Genomic DNA, 12424 nt, shown 5'->3' with positions numbered 1-12424 from the left:
CACTTACCGTAAGTTAATACTTACCAAATGATATGACAGCAACAGCAAAAACATGGGACGCCATGGGCGATCCCAATAGAAGGGTGATCATGGAAAAACTAAGCCGGGGCGGCATGGGCGTCGCACAGATACATAATGGAATGACCATAAGCCGTCCGGCAGTTTCGCAGCACCTTAAAGTACTGCGGGAAGCAAAACTGGTAACCATGCATAAAAAGGGAACACAGAGCCTTTACCAAATCAATGCGGAGGGCATCAGCTCCATGCACGCTTATCTTGACAAACTGTGGGATACAGCGCTCAGTAATTTTAAAAGACTTGCAGAAGCCGAAGCAAAAAAGAAAAAGTAAAAACAGTATAGCCATGAATAAAGACACCATTGAAAAGGAGCTGCTTGTAGCAGCTCCTCAACAAACCAGTTTTGAAGTATTCACCAACGGGATAAACAACTGGTGGCCTTCCTCGCACCACATCGGTGCAGCACCTATGAAAGAACTTATCATTGAACCCTTTGTGAACGGCAGGTGGTATTCTACACATGAAGACGGATCGGAAGCTAATGTTGGTAACGTAAAAGTTTGGCAGCCATATGAACGACTCGTCCTCAGTTGGAACGTGAATGAAGCGTTTCAGTACGACCCGAACCTTGATACGGAAGTAGAGGTGCTCTTCATTGCGGAAGGTGATAACAATACGCTGATCAAATTCACTCACCGAGGCCTGTCTAAATTCTCACAGCATAAGACTTTTGAAGAAATGGACGGCGGCTGGGGCATGATCCTCGATCTTTTCAAAGCAAATATCCAAAAGCAATGAGAGCGCAGATATTCCTGAAGATCGCTTCAGTGATCATGCTGATCCATAACATCGGGCATACCATCGGGCACCTGGGCTGGACAAAAGCGAAGGAAGCAGGACAAAAGCTTGCCATCGATGCAATGCAAAACAACAAATTCATGTTCATGGGGCGTAAAAGCAGTTTCGGGAAATTCTATGAAGGCTACGGATGGGCTGGTACCATTTCGATGCTGCTTGTCATGCTGCTGCTCTGGTGGGGCAATACCAATAGTCCTGAAAGCCGGAGAGTGGTTGTGCTAATTACTTTGTTCCTTGTATGCTGGGGAATTATGGAATGGATTTGCTTTTTCCCGATGGCAGCGATTTTTAGTTTTGTTGCGGCAACCTGTTGCATCATTGCACTTTGTTTAAAAAAATAAGATATGCATAGACGGTACTTCATCCGGGCATCCGCATTCACAACAGCACTTTTTTTGCTGCAATCCAAAGTAAAGGCAGGAATGGCGTTGCTGGATTCAATGTTCAGAAAAAACCGGCCGGACGACAAAGGATGGCCGACGGAGGCACAATGGATGGAACTCAGTAAAGCAGTTAGCGGTCACCTGTACCCGCTGAAAGATGTAGCCTATAACGAAGCTGTTTTTAAAAACCCTTACGCCATCGGAGACAATCCTTCGCTTACACAGACAAGAGGATGGTTCAAAGCATGGACCTCCAATCCAAGCGCATGGGTACTTGAAGCACATAATGCACAGGAAATTTCGGAGGCAATACGATTTGCAAACCAACATCGTTTGCGCGTTGTCGTAAAAGGTGGCGGCCACAGTTACCAGGGTAACAGCTGTTCAAAAGACAGCTTGCTGATATGGACAAGAAAAATGAACGCTATTGAATTGCAGGATGATACGGTAACTATTGAATCGGGCGCTGTCTGGATGCAGGCATACGATGCAGTTACGACAAAGGGTAAACGCTACGTGCAGGGGGGCGGTTGTGCAACTGTAGGTGTAGCAGGACTTATACAAAGCGGAGGTTTCGGAAGTTTCTCTAAACAATTCGGCCTTGCTGCAGCCGGTTTGCTGGAAGCAGAGGTCGTTACAGCAGACGGGAAAATAAAAACGGTGAATGAGCAAAATGATCCTGATCTTTTCTGGGCATTGAAAGGTGGTGGCGGTGGGAATTTTGCTGTTGTTATCAAGTTGAAATTACGCACGCATGTATTACCTGAATTTTTCGGGGCTGCTACGGGAAAAATATCTGCTTCATCAGATGAAGCATACAAGCATCTAATCAGCGGCTTGATGAGCCATTACCGTGATCATCTCTTAAAACCCAACTGGGGAGAGCAGATCCGATTTCGTACCAACCGACGGATAGATATTAATATGATGTTCGCAGGATTGACAAAGGAGCAGGCTAACGTAGACTGGCAACCTTTTATGGACTGGGTGAAAGAACAGCAGGGTATAAAATGGGATACAACGCTTAACGTGGTAGCGTTACCTGCGCAGCATTTATGGAACGGGGCTTTCCTTAAAAAATATGCTCCTGATGCAATAAAGATTGATGACCGCCCGGGTGCGCCCGAAAGTAATATTTACTGGGCAGGCGATGGTGAAGAAGCGGGGCAATTTCTTCACGCCTATCATTCCGCCTGGATACCGGAAGAACTCCTGTCCGATGCCAAGCTGGAACGCTTAGCCGAAGCTATTTTCAAAGCTGGTTCGCTATGGACGGTTTCCCTGCATTTCAATAAAGGGCTTGCAGGCAGCAGTGAAGCGGTGCGTAACGAGGCATCGCATACTGCCATGAATCCGCTTGTCAGCAAATCATTTGCACTTGCGATCATCGCCGGGGGAACAACTGACAAGGAACCTGATATGAAGAAAGCAATGTCAGCACGGGCCGCTATCGACCAATCCATGAATGAACTCACCAAAGTATTGCCCGAACGCGGTTCTTATGTTTCAGAGAGCAGCTTCTTTGAAGCGGGCTGGCAACACTCCTTTTGGGGAAATAATTATGAAAAGCTAAAAGCTGTGAAAAAGAAATACGATCCCACCGGTCTCTTCTTTATGCACCACGGTGCAGGTAGTGAAAACTGGAGCCAGGATGGCTTTGAGAAAAAAATATAACTATGACAATCAAACCTGCAAAACTCTGTTTCGGACATGTCGGCGGCAAGCTAGGTACCTTATTGTTTGAAAAATTCGTTGCTGACGGATGGCTTGAAAAAACCACCAGAAAACATTTCTTTATAACTGCCAAAGGCGAGAAAGCGTTTAAAAAAATGGGCATCGACCTGGCATTGATCAAAGAAGAAGAGCTGGTATAACGTTTCAAAATTTTTTTGAAAATAAATTTTGCGTAACCCAAAAGTTACATATATTTGCGTAACTTTAAAGTTACATATTATGGAGAAGAAGATCAAACAAACCTGGCAGTTTAATACAACACCTGAGCAGGTGTGGGAATACCTCACCAACCCGGAGCTTATAGAACTATGGCTGATGAAGACCAATTTCAAACCTGAAAAGGGCGCAAAATTCCAGTTCACTTTCCAGGCAAAACCGGAAGCGCAATACCACGGGGTAGTGGAATGCGAGGTTCTGGAGATCACGCCTTTTTCAAAACTCTCCTACTCCTGGAACGGGTCGACACTGGATAAAAGCAGGAGTTACAATTCAGTAGTAACCTGGACGCTTACCCGTACAGAGAATGGCACCGAACTGCAACTGAGCCACGACGGATTCAACGTCCTGGAAGATATCCTTACCCATTCCAATGGCTGGAACAGTTGTTTAACAAAAATGGAAAACCTTATAAAGCAACAAAAATGAGCACAGCGACATTAGATGCATTCCAGATCATTGCCGACCCAAGCCGCAGGCAGATGCTGATGATGCTGTCTAAAGACAGCATGACGATCAATTCCATTGCAGAGAACTTTGATATGAGCCGGCCGGCCGTATCCAAGCATGTCAAAATCCTCTATAACGGTGGTTTTATTACTATCCAGGATATTGGCAGAGAAAGGCATTGTGTATTAAAGCAGGATGGATTTGACGAGGTACAGGACTTTATCAACTATTTCGATAAATTCTGGGCGGCAAAACTCGGGAAGCTTCAATCCATTTTAAATAACAAACTAAAAAATTAAAAAATGAACGATCAAAATTTTACCACTTCGATAGTTGTTGATCAAACACCGGCTGAAGTTTATAAAGCCATCACTAATCCCCGTGCGTGGTGGAGCGAAGAGATCACAGGTACAACCGACGAGCTCAATGCCGAGTGGAATTACCAGTTCGGTGACAACCACCGCAGCAAAATGAAGGTGATAGAAATGATCCTCGATAAAAAAGTAGTTTGGCTGGTAGAAGAAAATTATTTCAAAAACGCCAAAGACCAAAGTGAATGGGTAGGAAACAAGATAACTTTTGACATTTTAAAACAAGGTGGTAAAACAGAGTTGGTGTTTACCCAATATGGTTTAGTTTCTTCCAATGATTGTTATAAAGCCTGCGATTGGGCATGGACAGGATTTGTACAGCAGAGTTTGCAAAGTTTAATTGCTACCGGTAAAGGGAAACTTGACTGGTTTAAATGAAAAATAATTCAAGATGCAAAATAACCAATTCAATTGTAGTATCTATGCCGATATTACTCCTGCCGAAGCTTTTGCAATGATCAGCCGGGTATCAGATTGGTGGATAAAGACTGTACATGGTAAAACCAGCCACCTCCATGATGAGTTTACCGTTGCAGCCGGCACCACATGGAAATCTTTTAAGATCACTGAATTTATCCCGGACAAAAAAATCGTTTGGCTTGTGACAGACTGCAATCTTCCCTGGAACACTGACATCAAAGAATGGAAAGGAACAGAAATTGTTTGGGAAATCTCGAATCAGCATGGCGCTACCAGGATCAGTTTTTCCCATATAGGTTTACCGGAACTGGACTGCGGTAACCAGTGCATGAATGCGTGGACCGGCTATATCCAGCAAAGTTTATACAAACTCATCACCGAAGGCAAAGGATTGCCGAATAAATTTTAAAAATGCTCAATACAAATTATACCATATCTACTGAAGTTTCAAAATCACCGGATCTTGTTTTCAATTTTATTACCAACCTTTCGGGTTGGTGGGTGGAAGAATTTGTGGGTGAAGCATTGCAAGCCGATTCAACTTTCATTTTAAAAATGGGTGATGCACACTTTTCCAAAAACAAAGTAATCGAATTTCTACCAGGCAGGAAGTTTACGTGGGTCACTACCGAAAGCCGGCGCAGCAGCGATAATTTCGACTGGACCGGCACGAAGATGATCTTTGAGTTATTACCAACGGGCGGCGGCACAAAAGTAATATTCACCTATAACGGCGTTGTTTTTGATAACGAACAGAACAAGCTGAAAGAGATATGCGATTACTGCATTAAAGATCTGCTGTATAAATGCCTTGAAAGCTTTACCACATCCATTGAAGTATTCGCACCAGCAGAAAAAATTTTCCATTGCATCAACAGTATCCCTGCATGGTGGACAAAGGATTTTGAAGGGGCCTGTAGTAAATCAGATGATGAGTTCACCATCGATCACCCTGACCAGCATTACTCAAAGCAAAAAGTGGTGGAGGTAATTCGGAATAAAAAACTGGTATGGCTGGTAATGGAAAGTGAAATGCCTTGGCTAGAACATAACAGGAAGGAATGGACGAATACTAAAATGACCTTTGAGCTAAGTGATGATAATAAAACATTGCACTTCACCCACCTGGGCCTTACCCCTGACCTCGAATGTTATGCATTATGTGCCAAAGGGTGGACCATGGTCATCAACGATTGGCTATCCTATTACATCGCTCATGGTGCGGCATCTCCGGACATGCCCAAAGCTCCCGAGATCCGGGAAGAGATGCTTAAAACAAAATAAAATGGAAAAACACACGACGGATTTCGACCTGAAAAGTAATGTTTCAAGGATCGTTCTTTTGGCTGGACGCACTGGATCAGCATGAAGCTCTCCTCTTACCTGATGATGGGCAAAGGAGAATTCAAACAAGGTGATCTATTACCATAAGAATATAATCATGATAAAAGTAATTTTTGGTAACCACTCAGCCGTAAGAGTGCCGGTCTCAGATAGAGAAGACATCCGCAGGTTCTACCTCGATGTTTTGGGAGCTAAACTCACCCGAACATTCGACAGCAAGGATGATATCTGCATCGGCGGCAATTTCTATATCAGCTTTTTATATGCAGCGGGAAACGGGCAGGGCGCTGATAAAGGCGTGAACTATGCAGCCGATGAACCATTGAGTGCCGATCATTTCCTGAAAGCGATCTTTCTCGAATTAAAGACAAGTGATGTAGAAGAGATGAAAGCTAAAATTATTGCTTTCGGCGTCAAAGTGCTTGAAGTGCCTGATCCGCATTTGTATTTCCAGGCACCCGGCGGACAGGTATTTCGACTGGCAGACATTAATGAAGATCTAAGTAAATACGAACGATAAAATCAAATTAAGATGGCAAAGAGAAATTTTCAACTATCCGTAATAGTTAATTCTTCCGGAGAAGAAGTTACTAAAAAAATTAACCTAGTAAACAAATGGTGGGCAAAAAAAGTAACAGGAAAATCTGAAAAGCTCAACGATACATTCAGGGTAGATTTCGGTAAAACTTTCGTTGATTTTCAAATAACTGAATTGGTGCCAGGCAAAAAAATAGTTTGGACAGTGACAGACTGTAACCTGCATTGGATCAATAACAAAAAAGAATGGAATGGAACTGATGTTGTTTTTGAAATAGCATCAGAAAAAAATAAAACTCAAATTAATTTTATCCATGTTGGGCTGTTACCAGGATGTGAATGTTACGAAGATTGTGAGGTTGGGTGGACCGGCCACGTGACAGAAAGCTTAGTAAAGTTCATTAGGGAAGGATATGGTATGCCTGAGTAATTTCCCTTTCATTTGTATTCAGACCAAATTTTCCCAACCGTAATACCGGCTTCAAGAGGGGTAGTTGTGCAGGGAGTGTAACTTTCTTCTTAGCTGACTATTTTCTGTAATCCCAAAATTGACATCTACATTTAAATTGCACGATTAATATATCCCTGCATTTTTCACTAATGGAATTACTACTTCAGGCATCAGAATCTGAATCCTGTTTTGCTTTTAGTTTGGCTACTTCATCAGCAATAATTTTTTTGATATCAAGTTTGACCTGATAAAAGTTATCAATGACCTGCTGTTTAGTTACGCTACATACCTGGGGAATTTCTTTAAAGTTCTTTGTTTCAGCATTTAGTTTACCTGTGTCATTTATTATAGCGGAATGAAACATTTTTAATTTAATTTTTTCATCAGGATTATCCGCAACAAGCCCCACAAATTCTCCCGATGACAGGGTTGCGATTTTTGATGCCGGTATGGCATTATCAAGTTGCCTGGAATGACTGATTGAAGTGTCGGTCCTGTTTATAGACATGCTTTGCCGGTCCTGCATAATCTTTCCAAACCTTTCTGACAACAGTTTTGATGTTTCTCCCATCACTTGCCCACTGATAATATTACCAGTTATGCTAACTATTACGTCAGCCTGCTCCTTTCCATAATCCTTTTTCAGCTGGCTAAAATCCTGCATGGCCAAAGTAGTCGCCACTTTATTACTTCTTGCAGTGGCAATCAAACTATCTATGTTATTGAAATAAATCGTGGGGAATTCGTCAAAGATCAAACTACTTTTCAGCATCCCCTTTTTGTTAACCTGCCTCACCAGTCTGGAAATGTATAAGGAGAGCACTGCACCATATATCTGTTGCTTTTCAGGATTATTACCCACGCAAACTATTTTCGGTGCTGCCGGATTATTGATATCAAGCGTAAAATCATTCCCGGATAAGACCCAGTAAAGTTGCGGGGATGAAAGCCTGGCCATTCCTATTTTCGCTGATGCAACCTGCCCTTCCAACTGTTCCATGGCATCATTCTGGTAAGCGGTGATAAAGGGATTTATCAATACTTCAATTTCGGGTTGGGTATTCAATACAGGAAACAGCTGATCATATTCGACCTGCATCAATTCGATAACATGGGGCAGCGTACAATATTTACCTTCTTCATAGGATTTTAAAAACCATATTACGGCGGTAACAAAATTGATAGGAGACTCTACAAAAAAATCGCCCTGTTTATTTATCCATTCCCTGTTTAATCCCAGTAGTATTGTGCGTGCCGATTCTGTAGCATCAGTGATATCATTCATTGCTGCCGGGTTTAAAGGATTGCAACGATGTGATACAGAAAGGTTATCAAAATTGATGACATAGAAAGAAGGCTTGACAGGATATTTATTCAAATTTTTGAGCAGCCAGTTGTAGACAATCCTGGTCAGATCATCATACTTAAAATCATAAACAAACATCGAAAATCCTTTTTCAATATGCTGTTTGATGACGTGTTGAATTACAAACCAACTCTTACCAGCCCCCGGGCTTCCAATCACCAGCAATCCTCTAAAGGGATTGATGATATTAATCCAGCTGTTTCTATATTTTCCTTTTAGATTATACTGTGCTTTAAGGTTTATGGAGTATTCATTAACCAGTAATCTTTCCTCCTGCGGAAAAGTCTCATTTAATTCATTGAAAACATCTTTGGATAGATTTACCCTAATGAGCCTGCTTAACAAATTTCCCCCCGTAAGCAACAACAAAAAAGCAAGGCTGCTCGAAGACATGTATACAATCGCTACTGTTTGAATCGTATAATCCAACCGCAAAAATGCAGGAGTAATGACAAGCAAAATAAGGCCGGTACAGATATAGAAGAAGATAGCTTTCTTTTGTACTTTCTCTTCTTTTTTCCCCTGCGCCCCAATGAGTGAGATACCCAATAATCCAACTGCCAATACTCTTGAATTTATTTGGCTGTTAAAGAGACCTGTCTTTACAATATTTGAAAGTAACCGGTCTGTAATAAGACTGGTGATTCCCCAAATTTCAAAAGCCCTGTAGCAGTAATAATAAAAATTGAGCAGGAGTATAAATATTCCCGCCAATCTTGTGAGATCAATGATTTTCCTGAGCCCCTGTTCGTTTTCTCCTGTCAATGACACAACAATTCTTTATTAACTATTACTCTTCCTTTTTTTTCTTTTTTTCTTTTTCGGCAGTAAATTATTAGTAGGTTCAAAATGATCGTTTGCTGTAAATAGTATATCGATCATACTATGCTGTTTCGGAATGTTAGGCAGCAATTTTTGCTGTTGTTTGTGTATCTGTTTTCCTTGCGAAAAAGACCCGCTGCCTACAGGCTTTTCGTTATCAACTTTTATTATTTCGGGCGCTGGAATTTGAGTCATCCGTTTTTCAAGGGCAGCAGCAGAAAACCCTTTTCCCAAATCACTGCCTTTAAAAACTGCTTTGTTCTCATTATCTACAAAAGTTACCCCATACAATTTTCCATCAGGGCTTCGTCTAAGGGATGCGTAAACATGAAAATGCGAAAGAACACTTGCCAGTACTTCTATATCCCCAAAATTTTGATTAAGGCAGGCATCAATTACATTTTGTAACCTTGTCTTCAAGGGTGCCTTAAGCGCCTCATTACGTTCATATATTTTTTCAAGATTATCGAGGGTTGGTTTACATGAAATAGAACTTGCCTTGATTGGCACACCCACCTTTTTTCCTGAACCATCAAGCATACTAAAAAGTAATCCCCTGTGTTTAAATACCCTTCCCTCTTCCCTGCCCCTGTCTGCGATCACATTGAACTGTCTCAATGCTGCGTTGAATTCGGGAAGAGAACTAAAACGGTATTGCTGAAAAACTTTATTTACAATATTGGAAATGGCCCTTTTAGTTGCTGCTTTGCCGTAATCTGCCGGCTGCAGCTTTAAAGGTATAATTTCTGCACCCAGTGAATTTTGTCTGCCTTCAGCTTTGATCAAACCAAATGTATTTTCGATTTCCTTGCGGGCTTTTTCAGATTGGTTTCTACCAATATTATGGGTATCTATTCTCTTCCCGTTTTCTTTGATTGTGGTACTCACAATATGGATATGCGGATGACCTGCATCGTTATGCCTGTAAACCAGGAAAGGCTGTTTTTCAAAACCAATTTTTTGCATGTAGGTGATAGCTATTTCAAGCATTTTTTTATTGGGGATATTTTCAGCGGGATCAAAATTCAAGGACACATGCACGGTTTTAGTTTCTGCTCTTTCATTTAAACTATTGCGTCTTTCAAAACCCAAAAGTTTGGCCGCAAAGTTCAAATGCTTTGCTTCCTTCAAATAGTTAGCTGCATGCAGGCAAACAGCTACTCCACGCTGCACTTTTTTTTCGTTGTAATTGAGTGCACTTTTCACTCCTTTCAATATGTTTATTTTAGCAACCATTCTTCGTAAAGGCGATTTATTTTTTGATTTATTTCTTCCACTTTTTCTATGAGGATTTTATGCAGGTCGTCATACTGATTTATCCATTGCCGGAAATCAGGAATTTTTTCAAGAAGGTGAAGTTTGTGCACTGCCTGGTTGAAGTTGTTGCCTATGGCATTTAACTCTCTTTTTAAGCCAAGCATATCGTTAAGAAAATCGTCTGCAGACTGGTTACGGTATTTTATAGTGACAGGCTTTTGAAGGGCAATTTTTCTGAGGTAGCTGCTGATATCCTTTTCTGTAGTTTTTTGTTGCAGTTTAATTACTGCATTTAGTTCTGCATCGTTCATACGGGTTTTTACAAAATGTTTACGCACTTTCTTTTCCTCTTTTTTCATTTCACTTACATTTCGTTTTCAACAATTTCAAATGATCTTTTCATTCCCCGCACGACTCCGGAGTGAAGGGGCAAGATTTCAAACGTGGCACGTTTGTACATCTTGCCATGTGCAAGACCGGCACATTATTCCTGAAGACATCTTATTTCAGCAATAGTCACCGTTCGTAAAACATTTACACCTTAAAATTACTTTCCTAAGCAGTAGAAAATGTTACCTGACCAAATATTGGGCATGTTGATAAATTCGCTTTTTTTATTTATTACAAAACATTTATCATTGTGCCATGATTGATACTTCGCAACATACCTTATATCATCAAATAAGCTTACCGGATAATCAGAGTTTTTCTTATACAATATCTCCCTTCGAAATACTAAATGCACTTGAAAATGTTGTAGCGATTTTACAGGAATATCATTTTACCCGGATGATGGATAATGATACCAGAATTGATTACAAATTGTACCGTACAAAAGAAGGCAACTGGTATGACGTGGAGGAGCCGAAAACAGACCAGGATAAGTCAATCATCAGAACGCTAAAATCTGCGATTGATACAAAATAAAATTACAGCTTCCTAGAATAGTTTGCTCTCATTTTTTTGAAATTAATTTGGAATGGTTGAAAGTTTTTTTGACAAAAAAATCCTAGCAAATCTGCAGGAATTTCAAATCAAGAATCTATCTTAATCTCTTTCACAGAAAGCCTTCGTCAGCGAATGAAAAGTATTCTTCATTTGAAACGATAAGATGATCAATCACCCGAATATCGTGATACCGGCAGGCTTCTGAAATCTTGGACGTCAATTCTTCATCTGCTTTGCTTGGACGAATACTTCCGCTTGGATGATTATGCGATAATACAAGTGAAACAGCCATCGCTTTCAATGCGGATACAATGATCAATCTCGGATCTGCAACAGTGCTGGTGATACCACCGGAAGATACCGGGTAAATTCCCAATATCCTGTTACTCCTGTTAAGCATTAACACTTTAAATTCTTCCTGGAACTCAATCTTATTTTTATCCCATATACTCATCAACACTTTATAGATATCTTGTGATGAAGTTATCAGCGGTCTTTCTGATGGTTTAATTTTGGTTTTGTAAACCAATTCCACTTCAGCAACTTTGGTCCAATCCTTTTGATCAATCATTTCCTGTTTCATAAAATTTAATTTAAAAGTTTTAAAAAATTAATTATGAAACATCCCCGTCTTTTTGTTGACCAAGGAGCCGAAGCAACGGAATAAATAGCGCAGCGGTTTATGCCGGAATTTCGGTGACGCTACAGAAACAAAACAGACGAACTTTGTGCAAAAATTAATGAGAAAAAATAATAAAAAAGCCGGTATGGTGACAGGCGTGTTCGGACGAAAATTAATCCGCTATCGCATTTAGACGATTAGCAAATAATATATTTTTTGTATATTTAGGAATCTAACCCGAAACTTATGAGCATTTTCAGCAAAAAGAAGCCGTGTGAAATGTTTTTTAATGAAAAAACGAAAACATTCAATTTTAAAGGTTTCAGTTCTTCATTCGAAAGTGTTACTGGTAAAAAGCTCTCCGGCAATCTTGGTGAGATTAATTACTCAAGTATTCCCCAAGCCGCTAGTGAAAGGCTTCGAATGCAGGCCGAGATCCATTTTCAAACCTGTAATGCAATTCACTTGCTTCCGAAAGATAGTTCCAAACAAAAGGAACTGCTTGTAAAATTTGCTGAACATCTTATGGAGATGGAAAAGCTGCTTGTTTCTATTTTTAGCGATCAAAAAAAAAGCCCGGTCCGCAAAAAATCCTGACGCAATACGCGACCTCGGATGATTTCATTG

18 protein-coding genes are annotated in these 12424 nt (G+C 40.7%); 14 read left to right on the top strand and 4 right to left on the bottom strand.

Annotated elements, in window-relative coordinates; genetic code table 11:
• Window positions 1-32: 32 nt before the first annotated feature.
• The 12 genes from QM738_RS13700 (at window position 33) to QM738_RS13645 (ending at window position 6761) form a co-directional block, all read left to right on the top strand.
• Window positions 33-350 (top strand): ArsR/SmtB family transcription factor, encoded by a 318-nt coding sequence (locus QM738_RS13700; RefSeq protein WP_462277291.1) that lies wholly within the window; start codon window positions 33-35, stop codon window positions 348-350.
• A 13-nt stretch (window positions 351-363) separates the two neighbouring features.
• Window positions 364-816 carry an SRPBCC family protein gene (locus tag QM738_RS13695; RefSeq protein ID WP_462277290.1) on the top strand — a complete coding sequence of 151 codons (453 nt, stop codon included), beginning with the start codon at window positions 364-366 and terminating at the stop codon, window positions 814-816.
• On the top strand, window positions 813-1217 hold the full coding sequence (locus QM738_RS13690) for an LIC_13387 family protein (protein WP_462277289.1): 405 nt from the start codon (window positions 813-815) through the stop codon (window positions 1215-1217). Before QM738_RS13695 ends, QM738_RS13690 begins: the two co-directional genes overlap by 4 nt.
• Before the next feature lie 3 nt (window positions 1218-1220).
• The gene (locus QM738_RS13685) at window positions 1221-2933 is read left to right on the top strand and encodes an FAD-dependent oxidoreductase (RefSeq protein ID WP_462277288.1); all 1713 of its coding nucleotides are present in this window, start codon (window positions 1221-1223) and stop codon (window positions 2931-2933) included.
• A gap of 2 nt (window positions 2934-2935) precedes the next feature.
• A complete protein-coding gene (locus QM738_RS13680; RefSeq protein ID WP_462277287.1) occupies window positions 2936-3133 on the top strand; it encodes a hypothetical protein in 198 nt (65 codons plus the stop codon).
• Between the two features lie 79 nt (window positions 3134-3212).
• Complete coding sequence (locus QM738_RS13675; protein WP_462277286.1) at window positions 3213-3638, top strand: SRPBCC family protein; 426 nt, start codon at window positions 3213-3215, stop codon at window positions 3636-3638.
• On the top strand, window positions 3635-3958 hold the full coding sequence (locus QM738_RS13670) for an ArsR/SmtB family transcription factor (protein WP_462277285.1): 324 nt from the start codon (window positions 3635-3637) through the stop codon (window positions 3956-3958). Before QM738_RS13675 ends, QM738_RS13670 begins: the two co-directional genes overlap by 4 nt.
• A 3-nt stretch (window positions 3959-3961) precedes the next feature.
• A complete protein-coding gene (locus tag QM738_RS13665) occupies window positions 3962-4408 on the top strand; it encodes an SRPBCC family protein (RefSeq protein ID WP_462277284.1) in 447 nt (148 codons plus the stop codon).
• A 13-nt stretch (window positions 4409-4421) separates the two neighbouring features.
• Window positions 4422-4859: an SRPBCC family protein gene (locus QM738_RS13660; RefSeq protein ID WP_462277283.1), complete on the top strand. Its 438-nt coding sequence runs from the start codon at window positions 4422-4424 to the stop codon at window positions 4857-4859.
• Between the two features lie 2 nt (window positions 4860-4861).
• Window positions 4862-5734: an SRPBCC family protein gene (locus QM738_RS13655; protein ID WP_462277282.1), complete on the top strand. Its 873-nt coding sequence runs from the start codon at window positions 4862-4864 to the stop codon at window positions 5732-5734.
• A gap of 157 nt (window positions 5735-5891) precedes the next feature.
• On the top strand, window positions 5892-6314 hold the full coding sequence (locus tag QM738_RS13650) for a VOC family protein (RefSeq protein ID WP_462277281.1): 423 nt from the start codon (window positions 5892-5894) through the stop codon (window positions 6312-6314).
• 12 nt (window positions 6315-6326) lie between these two features.
• Entirely contained in the window at window positions 6327-6761 is a 435-nt protein-coding gene (locus QM738_RS13645) for an SRPBCC family protein (protein ID WP_462277280.1), read from the top strand.
• 184 nt (window positions 6762-6945) lie between these two features.
• Here QM738_RS13645 and mobC read toward each other — a convergent pair whose 3' ends face one another.
• From mobC to QM738_RS13630, 3 genes are all read right to left on the bottom strand, one after another.
• Entirely contained in the window at window positions 6946-8919 is a 1974-nt protein-coding gene (gene mobC / locus QM738_RS13640) for a conjugal transfer protein MobC (RefSeq protein ID WP_462277279.1), read from the bottom strand.
• A gap of 12 nt (window positions 8920-8931) precedes the next feature.
• Window positions 8932-10101 (bottom strand): relaxase/mobilization nuclease domain-containing protein, encoded by a 1170-nt coding sequence (locus QM738_RS13635; RefSeq protein WP_462277278.1) that lies wholly within the window; start codon window positions 10099-10101, stop codon window positions 8932-8934.
• Window positions 10102-10190: 89 nt separating this feature from the next.
• Entirely contained in the window at window positions 10191-10586 is a 396-nt protein-coding gene (locus QM738_RS13630; protein ID WP_462277277.1) for a plasmid mobilization protein, read from the bottom strand.
• 286 nt (window positions 10587-10872) lie between these two features.
• Here QM738_RS13630 and QM738_RS13625 point away from each other — a divergent pair, with 286 nt between their 5' ends.
• Window positions 10873-11154 (top strand): hypothetical protein, encoded by a 282-nt coding sequence (locus QM738_RS13625; protein WP_462277276.1) that lies wholly within the window; start codon window positions 10873-10875, stop codon window positions 11152-11154.
• A gap of 130 nt (window positions 11155-11284) precedes the next feature.
• On the opposite strand, the gene QM738_RS13620 is transcribed toward QM738_RS13625, so the two are convergent.
• Window positions 11285-11758: a JAB domain-containing protein gene (locus QM738_RS13620; protein ID WP_462277275.1), complete on the bottom strand. Its 474-nt coding sequence runs from the start codon at window positions 11756-11758 to the stop codon at window positions 11285-11287.
• 285 nt (window positions 11759-12043) lie between these two features.
• Between QM738_RS13620 and QM738_RS13615 the strand changes: the two genes are divergently transcribed.
• Entirely contained in the window at window positions 12044-12394 is a 351-nt protein-coding gene (locus QM738_RS13615; RefSeq protein ID WP_462277274.1) for a hypothetical protein, read from the top strand.
• Window positions 12395-12424 lie beyond the last annotated feature (30 nt).

This window comes from Ferruginibacter sp., assembly GCF_049840995.1.
Taxonomy (GTDB): domain Bacteria; phylum Bacteroidota; class Bacteroidia; order Chitinophagales; family Chitinophagaceae; genus Ferruginibacter.
Note: the sequence above shows the minus strand (reverse complement) of the source record. Positions and strands in the feature narration are given on the sequence as shown.